Genomic DNA, 21,041 nt, shown 5'->3' on the forward strand with positions numbered 1-21,041 from the left:
AGTTTTTGCAACCCCCCCGCCACCTTGCCATGCCCCTTTTATGCCCCGATAACAGCATTCGTGTCTGGCACAGCAAGAACAGGACCTTTGCCCTTATGCCTTCCCATGCCAACCCGTTCCTCCGCCATCTGACGGACTGCAACACGGCTACTCTTCCGGGTGGGCGCGCCCCCCTTGCCCTTGATGGCACGCCCTCTGGCTGGCTGGCGCCAGAATTGTTCACCCGCATGGAGCAGGCTGGCTTTGGCACGCCAGACAAAGGCTTTAACGTTCCCCACCCCAAGGGGCTTGAAGCACTGGGGGAAGACCTTGCCAGAGAGGGATTTTACAAATCCCACCACGAACTGTTTGACGTTTACCCCGACATGGACCAGCCCGTTGTGGGCCGTATAGACCGCGGAGCGCTCCCCCTGTTCGGGTTTGTAGCAACGGGTGTGCACATGAACGGCCTTGTCCGCAAGGCGGACGGGTTGCACCTGTGGACCGGGCGGAGGGCAGCCAACAAACGGCTGGACCCTTCCAAACTGGACCATCTGGTGGCAGGCGGCATGCCCACAGGCCACACCCCGCGTGAGGCACTGATCAAGGAAGCGGCAGAAGAAGCCAGCATACCCGACTCACTGGCGGAGCAGGCCGTGCAGGTCGGGCGACTTGTCTACGCTCTGAACCGCCCCGAAGGGCTGCGGCGCGATATTTTATACTGCTACGACCTGTACCTGCCCGAAAGCTTTGAGCCGACCGCCGCCGATGGCGAGGTGGAAAGCTTTGCCCTGCTCCCGCTCAGCGAAGCTTACCGCATTGTGCGGGACACGGATGAGTTCAAGTTCAACGTCAATCTGGTACTGATCGACCTGTTCCTGCGCACCGGGCTGATTGACCCCACCAGCCCGCAGGGCATGGAACTGCGTACCGGGCTGGACAAAGGACTATCGCCCGCCAGCCCGGGCCGGAGCGTGACTTCAGGCTGAGTAACGGGCGTTAGCACAGGCGGATGCCTCGGCCTCCGCCTCCTTCAACCCGGCCAGCAGGCGTTCACGGATTTCCTCCAGTCGCTTCTTGTCCGTAATCTTCAGGCCGAACAGGTCCTTGACGTAGAACACGTCCACCGCCCGCACACCGTAGGTGGTAATATGGGCAGAAGCGATCTGGAGGTTCTCCCGGCTCATGGCCGCGGTAACGTCATGCAGCAGGCCGGGGCGGTCACGCCCATTGACCTCGATAACCGTGTAGGTGTTGGACACGCCATTATCCACCACCACCCGTGGGGGCACATGGATGGCCCGCATGCGCAGCGGCATATGGCCAAAGCCTGCCCGCGCAATTTCGGCCCCAATATCAAGCTGCCCGCTCAACCCCTGCTCGATCAGGGATGTCAGGCGTGCCAGACGATGTGTTTCCTCATACGCCTGACCCGATGTGTCCTGAATCCAGAACGTATCGAGCGCCATGCCGTGGGTCATGGTATGGATGCGTGCGTCCACAATGGAGGCCCCGGCCAGCGCCAGCGCCCCCGCGATTTTGGAAAACAGGCCCGGCACGTCCACCGTATAGACGGTAACCTCGGTCACGCCCCGCGCGGGCAGAGGCAGAACCTCCACCGTAAGGGGGGCCCCGCGCGCATCCGCCTCACGGATCAGGCGGGCATGGCGGCTGTGGGTCTCGTAATCGAACGACAGCCAGTACCCCGCGTAACCCAGCCCCAGAAAATGCTCGATGTCACGCTGGGGTACACCCTCTTCACCCAGAATTTCGGCGGTTACATTCTTGGCATGGCGCACGCGCACGTCGCGCTCGGTGGTGGACAGGCCACCGGCCAGAACTTCCGCCACACGCAGGTACAGCTCCCGCAGCAGGGTTGCCTTCCACGCGTTCCACACGCGCGAGCTTACCGCGCGCATGTCCACAATGGTCAGCAGCAGCAGCAGACGCAGACGCTCGGGGGACTGCACGATATCCGCAACGTCCAGAATGGTTTTGGGGTCGTCAATATCGCGCTGGAAGGCGGTATGGCTGAGCAGGAGGTGGTGCAGAACCAGCCATGAGACTGTTTCCGTCTCTTCCCCCGACATGCCTAGACGGGGGCAGAGTTCGGCGGCAATTTCGGCCCCGATTTCCGAATGGTCCCCGCCACGCCCCTTGGCCACATCATGCAGGAGCACGGCCATATACAGCGCGCGGCGCGAATGCAGGCCCTTGATCAGTTCATACGCAATGGGAATTTCGTCCGCCATGCGCCCGGCGGCCACTTCGTCCAGAATGCGAATGGCTTCTACCGTATGCTCATCCACCGTGAACACATGGTAGGTGTCAAACTGCATCTGCCCGACAATACGCGCCCAGTCGGGAATAAGGCGGCCAAAAATCCCTGTCTCGTTCAGGATATGGAGCCAGTAGGAATGGCCCGATGGCGGATGGCTGCCATACGCGGCGGAATAGACCGGCGAGGTCTCCTCCGTAGGAACTGGCGGCGGCAGGGCCACACCACGCCTGCGCGGGCGCTGTTCCTCCTCTGCCGTGTCTCCACATAGCAGATCGAGGAAGATGCGCGCGGCCTCGGGGTTGTCGCGCAGGGTAATGGCCCGGCGCTCCCACCGGATAAGCTGGTGCCGTGCCAGCGGGTGCAGTGGACGGCGGCGCAGGCGCGCCCAGTCCAGAATCTGCATCATTTTAATGGGGTCCTGATCAAAGGACACGCCCCGGTCGGGCAGGATCTGCCCATCAAGCAGGGTAAAGCCTGCCTCACGCATGGCTTCATCCGGCTTGGCGGCATTGGCCACCGGGCCCTGCGCCTGCCGCAGCACGGCGGGTTCAAGCACATGGGTCAGACGCATGACTTCCCGCGCGGTCAGGAAGTAATGGCGCATGAACCGCTCCACCCCGTTCTGGCGGCCGTGGCGGGTGTAGCCCATACGCGCGCCAATAACGGGCTGCATGTCAAAGGTCAGGCGTTCTTCTGCCCGCCCGGCCACGTAATGCAGATGCAGGCGCACGGTCCACAGGAAGTCCCACGACCGACGGGCGCGGGCGGCTTCCTGCTCGGTCAGCAGGCCCATCCATATAAACTCCGGGGCCAGCAGGTCCCGCACATGGCGCGTGCCAAAAGTGTTGCGACACATCCAGTACAGGGTTTGCAGGTCCCGCAGGCCGCCCCGGCCTTCCTTTATGTTGGGTTCGACCAGATAGGGGCTATCCCCGAACTTGCGGTGCCGTTCCAGCCGCTCACGCCGTTTGTCATGAATAAAGCCCGCAGCCCCCGCCTCCACGCAGGAGAGGATGTAGCGGGCCTCGAACATGGCGAACAGCGCCATGTCCCCTTCCAGCAGGCGCGCGTCCAGCAGGGCGGTACGGACTGTTGTATCCTTGGATGCCTCGGCAATACATTCATCTATCGTGCGCGTGGCGTGGCCGACCTTGACCCCCAGGTCCCACAGAAAATACAGCACATACTCAACTACGGGATGAGCACGCTCACCCGCGTCCTGCGCAATCAGGAACAGCAGATCAATATCACTGAACGGGGCCAGCAGCCCGCGCCCGTAGCCACCCGTTGCGGCAACGGCAAACCCCGAACGCCCCCCCACGGCGGATGGCGCATCCACCGTAGTCGCCCGCACGGCCAGGTCCACAATGGCGCGCAGCATGACATCGGCAAAAGTGGCGAGCGTTTTGGCCGCAGCCGCCCCCTTGAGTTCATACTGCTCAAAACGCTTGCGGACATCCGCCTGATAACGCCCCAGATGCCGCCGGAAAATGGCCACGGCCTCATCCCGCGGGGGGATGGCGGCATCATCTGGTGTGGCGTCCCGCAACTCCCGCGTCAGGCACGCGGCAAGGGCTTCTGGCGTCAGGGTCGCCAGAACGGACATGTCGGTCTGCTGCCGGGCGGCAGCCTGTGCGGAAGAGGTGGGCATAGGGTTACGGGTTCAGCTCCTGAGAACAGTCGGGGATTGGACGGGATCAGCCAGTAGCAGGTGTGTCTGTCTCCTGCCCGGCCTGCCTGCGCAGGTCGTACAGAATGTCCAGCGCAGCTCTGGGGGTCAGGCTATCCGGGTCAATCTCCATCAATCGTTTCTTTAGCGTATTTTCGCATGGTGGAGGTAATGTCTTCTGTGTGTCAAAAAGCGGTAAGGGTTCAGGTATGGTATTTTCAGCACGTTCAAGTTCACGCAGCAGCCGACCAGCCCGCTCCACCACGCCTGCGGGCACGCCAGCCAGCCGCGCCACATGTACACCCCAGCTTTTTTTTGCTGATCCTGCAAGCACTTCGTGCAAAAAAACGATCTGCCCACGCCACTCACGCACCGCCATTGTATGCAGGCACAAACGGGGCAGAGTATCGACCAGCCGCGAAAGTTCGTGGAAGTGGGTTGCAAAAATTGCACGACAGCGCACCGTTGAATGCAGGGCCTCCAGCACCGACCAGGCAATAGCCAGCCCGTCCAGCGTTGCGGTCCCCCGCCCGATTTCATCCACCACCACAAGCGAGCGCGGACCAGCCTGATTGAGAATGGCGGCTGTTTCGGTCATTTCCACCATAAAGGTGGAACGCCCGCGCGCCAGATCATCCGATGCGCCAACACGGGAGAACAACTGGTCCACCACCCCGATGCGCGCGGAATCCGCCGCTACGGGAAAGCCTCCCTGCGCCAGAATGACCGCCAGCGCCGTCTGCCGCAAAAAGGTGGACTTACCGGCCATGTTCGGCCCGGTCAGCAGCATGACACGCCGCTCTGGGGCCAGTACGCAGCCATTGGGGGTAAAACGCGCCCCCCGTGGCAGGGCCGCCTCCACCACAGGGTGGCGGCAGCCTTGCAGGTCAAACGCCGTATCCTCACGCACGTCGGGCCTGCACCATGTTCCACCCGTGGCCAGTGCCGCGCAGGACTGCAACACATCCAGCATCGCCAGTGCCTGTGCCAGTTCGGGCAGTTCCCGCTCGGCCAGGACTTTGGCCGTCAGTTCCGCGAACACCTGCTTTTCGCGCAGGGCGGCTTTTTCCGCCGCCTCGGTAATGCGCATGTTCAGGCTGGCCAGTTCCTCCGTTGCGAACCGCGCCATGCTGGCCGTACCCTGCCGCAGAATAAGGTCCGGATTGTCCTTGAGCCGCGCACTGGCCCCCACAGGCACTTCCATCACGTAACCAAGTTGGGCGTGGTGACGGATCTTAAGGTTGGAAACCTCAAACCGGGTTGCGTACTCCGTCTGCAAGGCGGCAATCAGGCGGCGCGAGTTATCACGCAGGACACGGTGTTCATCCAGTTCCCGGTCATAGCCCGCGGCAATCACGCCGCCATCATCCAGCCGGGCGGGCAGTTCTTCCGCCAGTGCCGTGTGCAACTCGGCCTCCAGCGCACGGGCCGCACCCAGCCAGCCCATGCCATGGGCCAGAACCGCAGGAAGCCGGGCAGCATCCCCTCCGTCTGGCCCTGCCAGAATACGGGCAGCCTCACGCGCGGCATGCAGCCCATCACGTATGCCTGCCATATCACGCGGAAGCCCCCGACCGAGCGAGAGCCTGCCCAGCGCACGGGCAATATCGGGCGCTTTTTTCAGCGCATCGCGCAGGGCTGCACAACGGGCCGCGTGGTCCTTGAGCCACCACCAGCCCTCCTGCCGGGCGGCAATAGCCGCTACCTCCGTGAGCGGAGAGGCCAGCCATTCCGCCAGCATGCGCGCCCCTGCAGCGCTGACCGTGCGGTTGATGGCTGTAAACAGGGTATGTTCCACCCCGCCATCACGCGCGCGCAGAATGTCCAGACTGGCGCGGGTAGCCGGGTCTATGCCCAGTACGCCATTCTGGCTTTGTGCAATGGGGTGGGCCAGCCGGGGCAGCTTGCCCGCCTGCGAGCGGCGCACATAGTCCACCGCCATGGCAGCCGCCACGCTCTCCTCGTCCGAAAACGTGCCAAAGGCTTCAATACTCGCCACATCAAAGGCTGCGGCCAGACGCTGGCGGGCACTGCCGGGAGCGGGCAATGTGGCCTCGGGCGCGCGGCGGGCTTCGTAATCGCCCAGTTCCACGGCGGCACCAGCCAGAATTTCCGCCGGGTCCAAACGCCCCAGCAGGGCGGGCAAGGCTGTGGCGGGCAGGCTTGCGGTTTCAAACAGGCCGGTGGACACATCAATCCACGCAGCGCCAAACAGGGCTGCACCCTCCGCTGGCGCATCCTTGCGGCGTTTGCCTTTATCTGCCCCAGCGGGGCAGACCAGTGCGAGTAGCAGGTTGGAGCGGCCGGGCTCCAGCAGTTCATCCTCCGTGAGCGTTCCGGGCGTTACCACCCGCACAATGCCACGCGCCAGCGGCCCCTTGCTGGCGGGGCGCCCCTTGCTCGGCACCTCGGTCTGCTCGGCCACCGCAACCCGGAACCCCCGACGGATCAGGCGCGACAGATAGGCCGGAGCCGCAGCCACGGGCACACCGCACATGGCTATGGGCTCGCCCCCATGGTTGCCACGGGCGGTCAGGGCAATATCCAGCGCGGCGGCGGCTGCCGTGGCGTCATCAAAAAACAGTTCGTAAAAATCGCCCATGCGGAAGAACAGAAGGGCTTCGGGATTTTCCGCCTTGAGCGTAAACCACTGCGCCATGGCTGGCGTAGCGCCATCGGGAGAGATACGTGTCATGCCTGCATCATAAAGCTACAATTCGTGGGAGCAACCGCCCTGCTCTTTGCATAGCACTGCCTGCTCCAGCCAGCGTGCGGCCGTTGCAAGCGGGTGGTGCCAACTGGGAACATCCCCCTCCGGGGCAGGCTGCCGGACAATCCGGACCGAAGGGTACCACACACTGCGCTCCAGCGCACAGGGGGAAGCCCCAGCCCCTGCGGGAAAGACAGAGGCCGCTGCCCAGCGCCAGTCCCCTGCATACCGGTTCAAGAGCAGGGTGGGTTTACCCAGTAAGCCCGCCAGATGAACAACCATGGTGTCCACACTCACCACCACATCCAGCCCGGCTATGATCCGGGCCGTGGCCAGCAGGTCCCCCGCTGGCAGGGGGCTAAGGGGTAGCGGCACATCCTCCAGCCGCGAACAGGGCTGCAAAGCCTGAAAACTCACGCCTTTTACAGCAGCCAGCCCACCCAGCAGGGCCGGAGCGAGCGAGCGCCTGCGGTCAAACTGGTAGCCAGAATTGCCCGACCAGCACAGCCCCACCCGTAACCCCTCCCCCACACATGGCGGAACTGGCCCTGCAAAACACGCAGGATCAGGCTGCCAGGCAAAAGGGCTTGCCACCCCAAGCCTTTGGGGCAGGCTTAACAGGCTGCAACATGCCTCCGCATGGCCTGCCTGTTCCGGCAGGTAAAGCTGCACACGCCCACCCCATTGGGGGAGCAGGCAGCGCACAAGCGCGTGCATACTCTGGGGCACCAGCAGGCTAACCCGTGCCCTTTGGGCCGCCAGCCCCACATAGCGCAGGAACTGCAAGGCATCGCCCAGCCCCTGCTCGGCATAGAGCAGCACGGCACCTGTTGTGGTGCGCCCATCCCACTGCGCCATGCTGGCTACACAATGTGGGGGTACCAGCAGGTCCCGGCGTGCTTCAAACAGCGCCCACCCCTGCGCAAACTCCCCGACAGACAAGCAAAGACCGGCAAGGTCCAGCGTTGCACGCGCCCGGTCCTGTAGCGTGGTGGCGTGCTGCATGGCCTGTGTAAACAGGTCCCGCGCGGTTTGTGTATGGCCAAGGTCCATCAGCACCGTGCCGTAATTAAGTGCTAGCCGGGCATCATCCGGTTGCTGCCTGTAGGCGGCTTCCAGCGCTTGCCCGGCACTGTGCAACCGGCCCTGCGCCATAAGCACAAGCCCCAGATTTGTCAGGGTTTCCGCCACATCCGGGGCCAGTGCGGCTGACAGGCGCAGGGCCTGCTCCGCTCCCTCATAATCCCGTATGGCAAACAGGGCTGCCCCGTGATTTGCCAGAGCCTGCGGGTTATCCGGCATGGCCTGCGCCACATACCGGAAATACGGTTCCGCCTCCCCCATACGCCCGGCACGCTCAAGCAGCATGGCATGCAGGTTATGGGCGGCAACATCCTCCCCCGCCAGCCTTAGTGCGCGGGCGGACAGGCTGATTGCCTCCTCCACCCGCCCATACCGGGCCAGAAAGGCCGCCAGCGCCATGTGCCGCTCCGGCTCCAGCGGGCGCAGGGAGAGTGCTTTTTTCAAGGCCTGTTCAGCCTCGGGCAGGCGGCCCGCTTTTTCCAGTATCTGGCCCATGGCGTCATGCGCGCGGGGGTCCGCGGGCGTTGCAAGCACGGCCACACTGGCCGCCGCACGCGCCTGCTCCACATGCCCCACTTCCAGCAGGGCCAACCCCAGCGTGATATAAAAAAACGGCTCCCCCGCCAGCTCCACTGCCTTGCCCGCAAGGGCTACCGCGGCCGCTGCATTCCCCCCGGCACGGGCAATGCAGGCCATGGCGTGCCAGCCCTGTGCATCCGCAGGGTTGAGCCGCAAATGCGCGCGCAAAAGGGATTCGGCCTGCTCGGCATCCCCCCGTGCCAGACAGGCCAGCGCCATATCCGCCGGAGCCAGCGGAGGATCCTGATCCGTTTTTTTCCCGTTCACGCGGTCTGCCCCTTTAATTTTGCAGCCAAACCCGGCCTGAAAGGTGGATATGCCCGATCAGACACATTTTGTTTGCGGACATGATGCTGTAGCATCCCCTGCATGAACAAAGCCTATCTTTCCCTCGAGCGCCACTTTGCGCGTCTTTCCTCCCTCAATGATGCCCTTGGTATTTTGGGGTGGGACAAGGAAGTTATGATGCCATCGGGCGCTGCCGAGCGCCGGGCCGACAATCTGGCCATGCTGGAAGGGCTGCGCCACGAAATCCTGACCGCTCCGGTTATGGCGGACCTGCTGGCCGAGGCCGAAGCAGGGGATGATCCGTGGCGTGCTGCCAATCTGGAGCAGATGCGCAGGCAGCACACTCAGGCCACCGCCCTGCCGGGTGAGCTGGTGGAAGCCAGCGCACAGGCCACGGCACGGTGCGAAATGGCATGGCGCACCGCCCGTGAGGAAAGTGACTTTAAAAGCCTTGAGCCGCATCTGGCAGAAGTGCTGCGCCTGACGCGTGAGACCGCCGTCGCCACGGGCGAGGCCATGGGGCTGACTGACTACGACGCCCTGCTCGACAGTTTTGACCCCGGCACACGGCAGGCGGACATTGACCCTGTTTTTACGTCTCTGGCCGCAGAACTGCCTGAACTGATTGGCTCCGTGCTGGAACAGCAGGCCAGCCTGCCAGCCCTTCAGCCCCCCGCAGGTCCATTCCCCATTGCACGGCAGGAAGCTCTGGGCCGCCGCCTGATGCACCATATGGGGTTTGACGTAACACGCGGCAGGCTGGACGTAAGCGCGCACCCGTTCTGCGGTGGTGCGACCCACGACGTACGCCTGACCACCCGCTACGTGGAGGCCGATTTTATTCCCGCCATGATGGGTGTGCTGCACGAAACAGGCCACGCCCTGTATGAAATGGGGCTCCCAGCCGAATGGGCCAGCCAGCCTGTTGGCCAGTCCGGCGGCATGACCCTGCATGAAAGCCAGTCCCTGCTGATGGAAATGCAGTTCTGCCGCTCCCTCACCTTTGCAAACTGGCTGGCTCCGCAGGTTCGCAACAGTTTTGGCGTGGCGGACAACACCCCCGGATGGGACGCAGCCAGCCTGCACCGGCACCTGACGCATGTTGAACCCGGCTTTATTCGTGTGGATGCGGATGAGGTCACATACCCCGCCCATATTCTGGTCCGCTACGAGCTGGAAAAAGCCCTGATTTCGGGCGATCTGGCACTGGCCGACCTGCCCGGAGCCTTCAATGACCGCCTGCACGCCCTGCTGGGCCTGCGCGTGCCAGATGACCGGCGCGGCTGTTTGCAGGATATCCACTGGCCTGCGGGGCTGTTCGGCTACTTCCCCTGCTATGCCCTTGGTGCCATGACCGCAGCGCAGTTGCGCAACGCCGCCTGCAAAGCCAATCCGGCCATCCTGCCCGCCATTGGTCAGGGGGATTTTGCTCCCCTGCTGGCATGGCTGCGCCAGAATGTTCATGGCCGCGCGCGCAGTGCCAGCATGCCCCGGATCATACAGGATGCCACCGGCAAACCGCTGGACGCCACGGCCTATCTGACCCATATCCGCCGCCGTTACCTTGAACGCGCGCCCGATGCGTAAAAGGCAGCGTACCACACCCACAACAAACCGGCCCTGCACACAAGGCGTTTGCAAGGCCCGCCTGTGGGGCGGAAACTCCTGCCTACGTTTTTATGCCTAAACCTCCACCAACCGGGTGCCCGCGCGCATGACTGTCCTTTTCCCCCGCTCCTACGCCCCCAGTCGCCGCGCGGCTTTTGGCCTGCTGGCAGCGTTGTTTGTTCTTCCGCTGGCCAGCGCCCCGGCATGGGCGCTGCACATGCCCAAGATTGCGGAACTGCCTGCCAGTGCGCTCCAGCCCTTCATGCAGTCCAGCAGCCAGATATGGGATGCAGTACTCCCCCTGCCTGACGGGCGCATGCTGCTGGAAGCCCCGGCATGGGTTGGCAACACCGGCCCGCAGCTTTTTGTGCGGGACACAAACGGGCAACTGGCCGCATGGCCCAATGCTGCATGGAACGCGCCCGAAGGGGAGGCACAAACCCGGTTTGTAGCCCTTGGCGGGCTGACCAGAACCGCGGACGGCCACATATGGGTGCTCGACAGCGGCGTGACAAACCGCAAGAACCCGCCCGTAGCCGCCCCCAAACTGGTGGAAATTGACCCTGGCACCAACACCGTACTCCGCACGGTACCCGTACAGGCCAGCGCCTTGCGGCCGGGGAGCATTCTGTCGGGCATTGCCGTGCATGGCACTACGGCTTACGTGCCCGATTCAGGCGTTGCGGGCCTGCTGGTGATTGACATTGCCACCGCCACAGCCCGGCGCTTTCTGGACCACCACCCCGACCTTATTGCCAGCCGCCCGATTGTAACGCCCACCGGCCCGGTGCGGGACAACACAGGCCGTTACGCAGCCGTGGATGCCAGCATGGTTGCGGTCAGCCCCGATGGCACGTGGATTGTGCTTCAGGCTCCGGGGCAATACCTCTCCCGCGTGTCCACCGCCATTTTTACCGACCCCGACATAACCCCCGCCGCGTTTGAGGAAAGCGTGACACAATGGTTCAAAACCCCATCGCTTGGCGGCATGACCATTGATAATGACGGCACGCTTTACTGGGCCGACATCACAACATCGAGCATTCTCAGCTACACCACCGGACGGGTGCCACGCAGGCTGATCACCGACCCGCGCCTGCAATGGCCCACCACACCGGGGCTGGACGGGCACGGGCACCTGTATGTTTCCGCCAGTCAGCTCAACCACAGCACGGCTTTTGGCGCGCCCTCGGCCACCATTACATGGCCGATCACCATTTACGAGCTGACCCTGCCCACAACACCCCCGCCGGGCTAGGCGCTGCCGAAATTATCGTACAAGCCACTTCGCGGCATCCGTCATTCAGGATATAAACGCCCTCATGCGCTACATTTCCACACGCGGGAATGCTCCCGTTCTTTCTTTTTCCGATGTTCTGCTGAGTGGTCTTGCCGAAGATGGCGGGCTGTATCTGCCACAGACATGGCCCGAATTCTCGCTAGCCGAGTGGCAGGCCATGCGTGCCCTGCCCTACCCGGAGCTGGCCGCCCATATTCTGGCCCGCTTTACCGGCTCCGACATTGACGAAGACACGCTCAAAACCCTGTGCGCCAAAGCCTATGCCGGTTTTGACCACCCCGCCATTGTGCCGCTGACACAGGTGGAGGACGGACTGTTCGTGCAGGAACTGTTCCACGGCCCGACCCTTGCCTTCAAGGACATGGCCATGCAGGTGCTTGGCCAGCTTTTTGAACATGTTCTGACCCAGCGTAACGAGCACGTCACCATTGTCGGCGCCACCTCGGGGGATACGGGCTCCGCTGCCATTGAAGCCTGCCGGGGTCGCAAACGCCTGTCCGTGATCATTCTGCACCCCAAGGGCCGCACATCGGAAGTCCAGCGCAGGCAGATGACCACCGTGCGCGAACCCAACGTGACCAACCTTGCGGTTGAAGGCACGTTTGATGATTGTCAGGATCTGGTAAAAAGCCTGTTTGCGGATCTTCCCTTCCGCCGGGAAATGCACCTTTCCGCCGTCAACTCCATCAACTGGGCACGTATTGCCGCGCAAATCCCGTACTATGTGCATGCCGCACTTGCTCTGGGCGCGCCGGAGCGTGAAGTCTCCTTTGCCGTGCCCACGGGCAACTTCGGCAATATTCTGGCGGCATGGGCTGCGCGCAAGATGGGCCTGCCCATCCGCCAGCTTTGCGTTGGCTCCAACCGGAACGACATTCTCACCCGCTTCCTCAACGCCAATGACATGACCATCAAAGGAGTGGTGCCCAGCCTCTCCCCCTCCATGGACATTCAGGTTTCTTCCAACTTCGAGCGCCTGCTGTTTGAACTGCTCGGGCGGGATGCCCCGGCCTGCGCCCGCATCATGACCGGCTTCCGCAGCACGGGGCATATGGACGTACCAGCCGAAGTCTGGGAGAACGCCCGCACCCTGTTCTCCGGTCTGGCGCTGGATGATGCCCAGACCGAGGCCGAAATCCGCACCCTGCACCAGCGGTCCAGCTATATGGCCGACCCGCATTCCGCCATTGGCATTGCCGCTGGCCGCCGCTTCCGCCAGCCGGGTATTCCCATGGTGGCCGAAGCCACGGCGCACCCGGCCAAGTTCCCCGACGCCATGGTAGCCGCTACGGGTATTCATCCCGCGCTCCCCGTGCATCTGGCGGACCTGTTCGAGCGGGAGGAGCGTTACCGCACGGTCCCCGCGACCGAAGGCGCGATCAAGGATGCAGTCCGCGCGGCGGTCCTTTCCAACGCAGGCTAAGTAAAACACCCTCCCCCATTGCAGGGCTGCCCACGCGGCAGCCCTGCTGTTTTTCAGGACAAGAATGACAGACCCCATCCAGCTCACCCGCCTGCCCTCCGGCCTGACCGTTGTGACCGAACGTATGGACCGTGTGGAAACCGTTTCCTTTGGAGCCTATATTTCCGCTGGCACCCGGAACGAAACCGCGGCGGAAAATGGCGTATCCCATTTTCTGGAACACATGGCCTTCAAAGGCACGACCAGCCGCTCTGCCCTGCGCATTGCAGAAGAGATTGAAAACGTGGGTGGGCATATCAACGCCTACACCGCCCGTGAGCAGACGGTTTTTTACGTCAAGCTTCTCAAGGAAAATCTTGGGCTGGGGATCGACATTATTGGCGATATTCTCACCCACTCCACGTTTGATGCCGCCGAGCTTGAACGCGAGCGGGGCGTGATCTTGCAAGAAATCGGTCAGGCAAACGACACGCCGGATGACGTTGTTTTTGACCATTTTCAGGAAACTGCTTTTCCCAACCAGCCCATGGGGCGCCCCATTCTGGGCACCGAGGCGCTGATCAAGGGCATGCAGCGCGATACGCTCACCTCATATATGCGCACGCACTACAACCCTGCGAACATGATTGTGGCTGCTGCTGGCAATCTGGAGCATCAGGCTGTTGTTACGCAGGTTGAGCAGCATTTTGCGCACCTGCCCACCACCAAAGCGCCAGCCATGGAGACCGCACACTACGCCGGGGGCGAGTTCCGCCAGATCAAGGAACTGGATCAGGCGCATATTGTGCTTGGCTTCCCTTCCACCGGGTACCATGACCCCGACTATTACGCTGCCCTGCTGCTTTCCACCCTGCTGGGTGGGGGCATGTCCTCACGTCTTTTTCAGGAAATCCGGGAAAAACGCGGGCTGGTGTACTCGGTCTATTCCTTTAACGCCCCGTTTGAAGGCGGCGGCGTGTTTGGCATTTACGCAGGTACGGGGGAAAAGGAATGCGCAGAGCTTATTCCCGTAACACTGGAAGAACTCCGCAAGGTCCAGCTGGAAGTGAGCATGGACGAACTGGTGCGGGCCCGCGCGCAGCTTAAATCCTCCCTGCTCATGTCGCTCGAAAGCACGGGCAGCCGCTGCGAGCAGATTGCACGGCAACTCCAGATTTTTGGCCGCGTCATCCCCACGCATGAAACGGTCGCCAAGATCGAGGCCGTCACGCGTGAGGATATCTGCCGTGCGGCAGCCCGCATTTTTGCTGGAACGCCAACGCTTGCGGCCCTTGGCCCCATCGGCCACATTCCTTCCCTGCAAAGCATCAAGGAGACACTGGCAGCATGACGCAACAGCCCCTCGACCTTATTGCCGATCTGGTTAAACTTGCCCGCACCAGTGGGGCGGATGCCGCCGATGCCGTTTTTGTCAGCAGTACCGCTGTAGGCGCTGGTGTGCGCAATGGCGTGACAGAAGAACTGGAACGCTCGGAAACAACCGATCTGGGGTTGAGGGTTTTTGTTGGCAACAAAAATGCCATTGTCTCCACCACAACTCCGGACCGGGCCAAGTTCGGCGCGCTGGTCGAGCAGGCTCTGGCCATGGCCCGCGTGCTCCCCGACGACCAGTATGCGGGCCTTGCGCCCAACGCCATGCAAGGCACATTCCAGACCAATGCTCTGGAACTGGCGGACCCGGCCGAGCCCGATACAGCCGCCCTGCTTGCACGCGCTCAGGCGGGGGAAGAAGCCGCACTGGCCATAACAGGCGTGACCAACAGCGCGGGGAGCAGTGCGTCATGGGGGCGCACCGACATTACTCTGGCAACCTCCGCCGGGTTTGCGGGCACTTACAGCCGCACCAGCCATTCCAACTCTGTCTGTGTTCTGGCAGGTACGGGGGATGGCATGCAGCGTGATTACGACTACCACGGCACAGTCTGGCTGCATGACCTGAAGGACCCGGCAGAACTGGGCCGCAATGCCGGGCAAAAAGCAGTTGCACGCCTGAACCCGAGCCGCCCTAAAACGGGGCGCTACCCTGTTGTGTTTGATCCGCGGGTTGCTGGCAGCTTTCTGGGGCATTTTGTGGGGGCCATTACGGGCACCGCCATTGCCCGTGGCACATCCTTCCTTAAAGACAAAATGGGGCAGGCCATTTTTGCCAGCTCGGTTGGCATTACCGATGACCCGACCCGCATAAAGGGCCTGCGCTCCCGCCCGTTTGACGGAGAGGGCATGGCCGTCGCCCCGCTTTCGCTCGTACAGGGTGGCGTTTTACAAACCTGGGTGCTGGACAGCCGGAGCGCGCGCCAGCTTGGCCTGCAAAGCAATGCCCGCGCAGCCCGCGGCACGGCCAGCCCGCCCGGTCCCTCGGCAAGCAACCTATTCTTTGAGCCCGGTCATCTTTCCCCCTCAGCCCTGATGGCCGACATTCGGGAAGGGCTGTACATTACGGAAATGATGGGCTCCTCCATTAACGGCCTGACCGGGGATTACAGCCGTGGTGCCTCGGGCTTCATGATCCGTGATGGTCAGATAGCCGAGCCTGTAGCGGGCTTTACGCTTGCGGGGAATCTGCTGGAAATTTTTGCTTCCATCACATTAGCGGATGATCTGGTATTCCGTTTTGGCACCGACGCCCCCACATTACGCACAGATGTCCTGAATACTGCCGGGGCATAACTGTTAGCCGGAGACCCAAAACCAGTGAAATCACGTCTGCTGCGATCAACCCTTCATGCCTTGCTGGCTGCCAGCCTGCTGGCCGGACCATTGGCCATACAGGCCGATGCACGGCCCGGTCAGGGTGGGTCCATGGGGAGCCGTGGTAGCCGCACATGGAGTGCCCCCCCTGTTACGCGCACAACGCCGTACAGTACCGCCCCCATGGACCGCTCCATTACGCCGCGCACTGCGCCCACCCCTGGCTATGGCGCACCACAGATGGCAGCTCCCTTTGCCCGCCCCATGGGCTCTCCCAACCGCCACCCATTCCTGACCGGTCTGGCCGGTGGTTTTCTGGGGGCCGGGCTGTTTGGTATGTTGAGCGGCCATGGCTTTATGGGCGGGATGCACGGCTTCTTCAGCTTTCTGGGGCTTCTGGTCCAGATCGGGCTGGTGGTCATGTTTGTCCTGTGGCTGATCCGCCGTTTCGGGCGTTCCAGTCAGGGCATTAACGGGTTTGGCATGTCCTCTCCGCGCGGTATGCCCGGCGCGGCTCCTGTCGCCCCTACCCCATCCGCAGGGGGAGCGCCCGTGCAGATTACCACGGCGGATTACCAGTCCTTCCAGCAAACGCTGATGGATATTCAGAGTGCGTGGAACCAGCAGAACATTCCGGCCATGCAGCAGATGGCCACGCCGGAAATGGTCTCCTACTTCAATGAGCAACTGGCAACTCTGGCCAGTCAGGGTGCGCGCAACGTTGTCTCGGATGTGCGTTTCCTTCAGGGGGATCTGGCCGAAGCATGGCGCGAGAACAACATGGATTACGCAAGTGTTGCCATGCGTTACAGCCTAATCGACCTGACAACCAATGCCACCGGTCAGGTGATTGATGGCAGTTCCACCACCCCCGTAACCATTACCGAAGTCTGGACATTCGTCCGTCCTTCCCGCGGGGGACGCTGGCTGCTTTCAGCCATTCAGCAGGCCCGCTAAACCTCGGGTCAACTGTAGTGTAATAGAAAACCCCGCCTTCCTTATGGAAGGCGGGGTTTTTGTATGCGTTCACTACAGGAAGCACCGCTAGTGGCCCATACCGGGCATGGCATTACGGGTGGAACACTGTCAGCCCGAACATAATACCAGCCAGAACAAGCATGAACACAAGCATGCTCCGTACCCGCTGGCTCTGCCGCTTCTGCCGTTCAAGCTGCTCTGGGGGCTGCTCCATTGGAAGAGTGGTCATGCTGAGTGCATCCATATCTGAAAGAAGTGGTCACCAAGAAGGCCACAGAACAGAAAGAACAGATAAGCCAGAGAAAACCGGAACGAGATCCGCGCAGCCTTATCGCCCTTCTGGCTGACGCCGTTTTCGTCCTGCGGTTCCAGAAGCACGCGCACAGCACAGGCAACAAAACCAAGCCCCAGCACCACGGCAGTCACCGTGTAGATCAGCCCGCTCTCCCCCACAAAAGACGGGATAAGCGAAACAGCGAGCAGAACCAGTGTGTAAGAGAATATCTGCCACCGCGTATGGCGCATGCCACGCACAACCGGCAACATGGGAATACCCGCGCGCCCGTAATCCTTGCAGGCGTACAACGCCAGAGACCAGAAATGCGGCGGTGTCCAGAAGAACACAATACCGAACATGACCACCGGCATAAGCGCCATATGGCCCGTAGCAGCCGCCCAGCCGATCATGGGGGGGAAGGCGCCCGCCGCCCCACCGATAACAATGTTCTGCGGCGTGGAGCGCTTGAGCCACATGGTGTAAATAACGGAATAGAAGAAAATGGAAAACGCCAGAATAGCGGCAGCCAGTGTATTGGTTGCAATCCACATAAGGCAGACGGACAGACAGGAAAGACCAACCCCGTAGGCCAGAGCCTCGTTCTGGGGAATACGCCCCGAGGGCACCGGCCGTGTAATGGTCCGCTGCATGACCGCGTCAATATCCCGGTCGTACCACATGTTAATGGCCCCGGCAGCGCCCGAGGCCAGACAGATGCAGAAGATGGTAACCAGCCCCACAAACGGGTCAAGGTGCCCGGGTGCCATGAACATGCCCGCAGCACCCGTAAACACGACCAGTGAAATAACCCGGGGCTTGAGCAAGGCCAGCCAGTCACGCGCCTGCGTACCAACCTGCTCCGTTTTAAAACGTGGCCGTCTGGCCTGCGGCTCGGAAAGACTGGCTTCGCTCATAGGGCAGCCCCTCCGGCCACACCCGCTGCCGCATTTGCATGACCAGCAACCATGGGAATATCACGCTGGAAGCTGATCACTGCTGCCAGCACAAATACCAGTGCGGCCATGCCAAACAGGGCACAACCCAGCACCTGCATGCCAGAAACAAACAGGCAGAGCGTTGCCGCCGCCGTTAATACAAAGTGCAGGCGGGCCAGCTTTTGTGGGTACCAGAACCCGCAGGCCTCACCCCGCCAGAGGTAAAAGCCACCGCAAACGGCATAAAGCGCGCCAAGCTGCAAAGCCGGGTGCAGACCTGTGCCCTGCACAAGCTGGACAACCCAGCCACCGGCCACAACGGCCAGAAAACCCATGCCCCACAGCAGCGGCGTACGCAACGAAACCCGGGCTTTCCATGTGCCCGCAAGCCACAGACCAGCAAGGCATACGGCGGAAAGGGAGCACAACGCCAGCAGGCTGTTGCCAACCATTTGCGCCGTCTGGCTATCGGCTCCATGCGCCAGACTGCTCTTGGCCCATGCCACAACGCCCGAAGCTGCGGTAGCCGCCATAATGTAGGCAACAGGGCGTGTTTTAACCTGCCCGATGCGGGCGGCCATTTCAAACACGATCCCGAACCCGGCCAGCAGGACAATCAACCCGATGGGGGCTGCAAAATACTCAGCGCCGATCACAGGGTTGGTCGCAGGCCACAGCCATGTCCGCAGCGTGGCAGCCGCAAAAACCGGAACACTCAGCAACAGCACGGCAGCAGACAGCATTTCCCCCCACACGAAGGGGGAGAAAGACGTCTGTTCCAGACTATCGGCACAACTGTCAAAAATAGTGCTCAACAGCACCATGGCGGACATAAGCGTACCCAGTGACCACAGAATATGGGCAATACGCACATCGGGCAGAGTGCAGGTCAGCACCGCAGCCAGAGCAAACACGCCAACGGCTGCCAGATTAAGCCGCCCCAGCAGCATGCTCCCCCGCCCAAGGGCGCGGGGCAGCCAGAGCGTGCCAAAACCACTAACCAGTGCGGGAACAACAACATACAGGAGCATCAGGGCCGGATGGGCCTGTGCAAGCCTGCCCCACAGCCCGGTTGCAGGCAGCATGCCCATGCCTGCCAGAACGGAAACACCCCCACCGACAAGAGCGGCAGAAGCAGCAAGCAGCAGATAGGCTGTTCCAGCAGCGGCATCCTGCCGTTGGCTGGCGGTTTTATCCACCGGAGCCGAATACTGGTGAGACAGGCTGTGAGCCGAGATCATGCTCCATGTTCCATATTCTGTGCAGGTCCGTAATGGAGAACAGTAAACCCGCTAGACAAAAAACGACCATATTCTAGTGTTTTATGGCACAAAAGCATTCTGCCAAGCCACGCATGTCTAGCGCCCCAGCCAACACTGGAGCGCACATGTTTATTAATCCGGCAGATTTTCCAGAGTAACCAGCGTGAAAAGGCCAAAAGGCCGCACTGGCTGAATAGTCGCCCGCGCGATGTCTGCCTGCGGGAGAAGCGATTCCATGGCAAAATCGGGGTGCCAGCCCAGCGAGTGGGAGGCGCGCGCCATGGCGTGTTCCACTGCACCGCGGATACCGCCGGGGGCCAGAAAATGGTTGATGAACAGGATATGCCCGCCCGGACGGACAACACGCTTAAGCTCACACAGCAGCTTGCGCGGGTGCGGCACAACGGATGCAACAAACATGGCAACGGCGGCATCAAACGAGTTGTCTTCGAACGTGGTGTCCTCTGCATCCATTTCCAGCAGGGCCGTCACATTGCTCAGGTTATCGCGTTTGACGCGTTCGCGCGCCTTGGCCAGCATGTCGGTTGACAGGTCGATACCGGTAATGGCCTTGCTGCGGTTGTAATGCGGGAGCGCAAGCCCGGTCCCCACACCCACTTCGAGCACATCCCTGCCGGGCAGGGCATTGATCGTGTTGACCGCCTTGAGGCGGCCGAAACGCGAAATACCACCGAATCCCAGATCATAGACATTGGCCCAACGCCGATAGGCCTGTTTGACGGCCTCCGCATCAAGCGCGGAACGCGAGGGAGGGGGTACGGGGCTTTCCCCTCCGCTGGAGGGGTATTCTTGGAGAACGTCACTCATGTTCTCTCTCTGCCCGCTGACGGACATTTCTTCAAGAGCCACTATACTCTCATCCTTCCTGCTTGCGGCATGCACCACAAAAGTGCCCTTGTGTGGCAGCCCGGCATGATACCGCCCAACAGGGTCTGACTGCTTTTATTGGACAGACAACTTACGTTCAATACAATCCCATATGCTGGCGGCACCATTTATGCCATCAAACCGTTCCAGCTCCTGCAAACCGGTGGGAGATGTCACATTGATTTCCGTCAGATACTGCCCAATAACATCAATCCCCACAAAAATCAGGCCATGTTCTTTAAGAAACGGCCCGATCGCCTCACAAATCTCGCGGTCACGGGCACTCAGCTCCACTTTGCAGGCCACGCCCCCCACATGCATGTTGGAGCGGTGGTCATCCCCCGATGGCACGCGGTTGATCGCACCAATCGGCTGACCATCCACCAGAATAATGCGCTTGTCCCCCGCAGTTACGGCGGGTTCGTACCGCTGGATCATGAGGGGTTCGCGCGAGCGGGCAAAGTGCATTTCCAGCAGGGCGTTCAGGTTCTGGTCATCCGCTTTAATCCGGAAAACGCCACTCCCGCCGTTACCAAACAGGGGTTTGACAATAATGTCTTTCCATTTGGCGCGAAATGCCCGAATCTGCTCGATATCCCATGTCACCAGTGTTGGCGGCATAAGCTGGGGAAAATGCGTGACCAGCAGTTTTTCCGGGCTGTCACGCACCCAGCGCGGGTCATTGACCACGAGCGCGCGGCCGGGACCAACGCCGTGGATATGGTCCAGCATATGCGTGGCGGTAATATAAGCCATGTCAAACGGTGGGTCCTGGCGCATGAGCACCACATCCATCGTACGCAGCGAGCGGCGCCCGGCATCGCCGAATGTGGCGTGTCGCCCTTTTTCCCGCCGCACGGTAACCGGGCGCATCAGGGCCGTCACATCGGTACGGGTTGCGCCACGCGCTTCGTGCACACCTTCATCCAGAGCCATGGACCCTACTTCGTACACAAACAGGCTATGCCCGCGGGCCTGTGCTTCGAGCATCAGGGCGAAGGTTGAATCCCCATCAATATTAACATGCTCAAGTGGGTCCATCTGGACCGCCACAAGCCGTGGAGAAGCCATAAACTCGGGTTCCTGTTTCTGC

At 61.7% G+C, this 21,041-nt stretch carries 15 protein-coding genes; 7 read left to right on the forward strand and 8 right to left on the reverse strand.

Features of this window, described 5'->3' with window-relative positions; all coding sequences use genetic code 11:
• The first annotated feature begins 95 nt into the window (after positions 1-95).
• Complete coding sequence (locus HNR55_RS05135; protein ID WP_166112686.1) at positions 96-968, forward strand: NUDIX hydrolase; 873 nt, start codon at positions 96-98, stop codon at positions 966-968.
• On the opposite strand, the gene HNR55_RS05140 is transcribed toward HNR55_RS05135, so the two are convergent.
• From HNR55_RS05140 to HNR55_RS05150, 3 genes are read right to left on the reverse strand one after another with little or no spacing between them, the layout of a single operon-like run.
• A complete protein-coding gene (locus HNR55_RS05140; RefSeq protein WP_166112311.1) occupies positions 960-3,911 on the reverse strand; it encodes a [protein-PII] uridylyltransferase in 2,952 nt (983 codons plus the stop codon). The two genes, HNR55_RS05135 and HNR55_RS05140, sit on opposite strands and share 9 nt — an antisense overlap.
• A 46-nt stretch (positions 3,912-3,957) precedes the next feature.
• The gene (gene mutS / locus HNR55_RS05145) at positions 3,958-6,624 is read right to left on the reverse strand and encodes a DNA mismatch repair protein MutS (RefSeq protein WP_166112314.1); all 2,667 of its coding nucleotides are present in this window, start codon (positions 6,622-6,624) and stop codon (positions 3,958-3,960) included.
• 15 nt (positions 6,625-6,639) lie between these two features.
• Positions 6,640-8,568 (reverse strand): tetratricopeptide repeat protein, encoded by a 1,929-nt coding sequence (locus tag HNR55_RS05150; protein ID WP_264813645.1) that lies wholly within the window; start codon positions 8,566-8,568, stop codon positions 6,640-6,642.
• A 102-nt stretch (positions 8,569-8,670) separates the two neighbouring features.
• On the opposite strand from HNR55_RS05150, the gene HNR55_RS05155 reads away from it, so the two are divergent.
• The 6 genes from HNR55_RS05155 (at position 8,671) to HNR55_RS05180 (ending at position 16,565) form a co-directional block, all read left to right on the forward strand.
• Positions 8,671-10,176, forward strand: coding sequence for a carboxypeptidase M32 (locus tag HNR55_RS05155; protein ID WP_166112317.1), 1,506 nt, complete (start codon positions 8,671-8,673; stop codon positions 10,174-10,176).
• Between the two features lie 127 nt (positions 10,177-10,303).
• Positions 10,304-11,455, forward strand: coding sequence for an L-dopachrome tautomerase-related protein (locus HNR55_RS05160; RefSeq protein ID WP_166112320.1), 1,152 nt, complete (start codon positions 10,304-10,306; stop codon positions 11,453-11,455).
• Between the two features lie 64 nt (positions 11,456-11,519).
• Entirely contained in the window at positions 11,520-12,920 is a 1,401-nt protein-coding gene (gene thrC / locus HNR55_RS05165) for a threonine synthase (protein WP_166112323.1), read from the forward strand.
• A gap of 64 nt (positions 12,921-12,984) precedes the next feature.
• The gene (locus HNR55_RS05170; protein ID WP_166112326.1) at positions 12,985-14,250 is read left to right on the forward strand and encodes a M16 family metallopeptidase; all 1,266 of its coding nucleotides are present in this window, start codon (positions 12,985-12,987) and stop codon (positions 14,248-14,250) included.
• Positions 14,247-15,587, forward strand: coding sequence for a TldD/PmbA family protein (locus HNR55_RS05175; protein WP_166112329.1), 1,341 nt, complete (start codon positions 14,247-14,249; stop codon positions 15,585-15,587). Before HNR55_RS05170 ends, HNR55_RS05175 begins: the two co-directional genes overlap by 4 nt.
• Positions 15,588-15,611: 24 nt before the next feature.
• Positions 15,612-16,565: a Tim44 domain-containing protein gene (locus tag HNR55_RS05180; protein ID WP_166112332.1), complete on the forward strand. Its 954-nt coding sequence runs from the start codon at positions 15,612-15,614 to the stop codon at positions 16,563-16,565.
• Between the two features lie 112 nt (positions 16,566-16,677).
• On the opposite strand, the gene HNR55_RS05185 is transcribed toward HNR55_RS05180, so the two are convergent.
• The 5 genes from HNR55_RS05185 to gshB all read right to left on the reverse strand — a co-directional run bounded on the left by HNR55_RS05185 (position 16,678) and on the right by gshB (position 21,019).
• A complete protein-coding gene (locus HNR55_RS05185; RefSeq protein WP_166112335.1) occupies positions 16,678-16,815 on the reverse strand; it encodes a hypothetical protein in 138 nt (45 codons plus the stop codon).
• Positions 16,812-17,777, reverse strand: a complete 966-nt coding sequence (locus HNR55_RS05190) for a heme o synthase (RefSeq protein WP_166112338.1) — start codon at positions 17,775-17,777, stop codon at positions 16,812-16,814. Before HNR55_RS05190 ends, HNR55_RS05185 begins: the two co-directional genes overlap by 4 nt.
• The gene (locus HNR55_RS05195) at positions 17,774-19,039 is read right to left on the reverse strand and encodes a heme-copper oxidase family protein (protein WP_166112341.1); all 1,266 of its coding nucleotides are present in this window, start codon (positions 19,037-19,039) and stop codon (positions 17,774-17,776) included. Before HNR55_RS05195 ends, HNR55_RS05190 begins: the two co-directional genes overlap by 4 nt.
• Positions 19,040-19,192: 153 nt before the next feature.
• Positions 19,193-19,888 carry a class I SAM-dependent methyltransferase gene (locus HNR55_RS05200; RefSeq protein ID WP_166112344.1) on the reverse strand — a complete coding sequence of 232 codons (696 nt, stop codon included), beginning with the start codon at positions 19,886-19,888 and terminating at the stop codon, positions 19,193-19,195.
• A gap of 135 nt (positions 19,889-20,023) precedes the next feature.
• Complete coding sequence (gene gshB / locus HNR55_RS05205) at positions 20,024-21,019, reverse strand: glutathione synthase (protein WP_166112347.1); 996 nt, start codon at positions 21,017-21,019, stop codon at positions 20,024-20,026.
• Between the last annotated feature and the right edge of the window lie 22 nt (positions 21,020-21,041).

The organism is Acetobacter lovaniensis (assembly GCF_014207635.1).
In the GTDB taxonomy this organism is placed as follows: domain Bacteria; phylum Pseudomonadota; class Alphaproteobacteria; order Acetobacterales; family Acetobacteraceae; genus Acetobacter; species Acetobacter lovaniensis.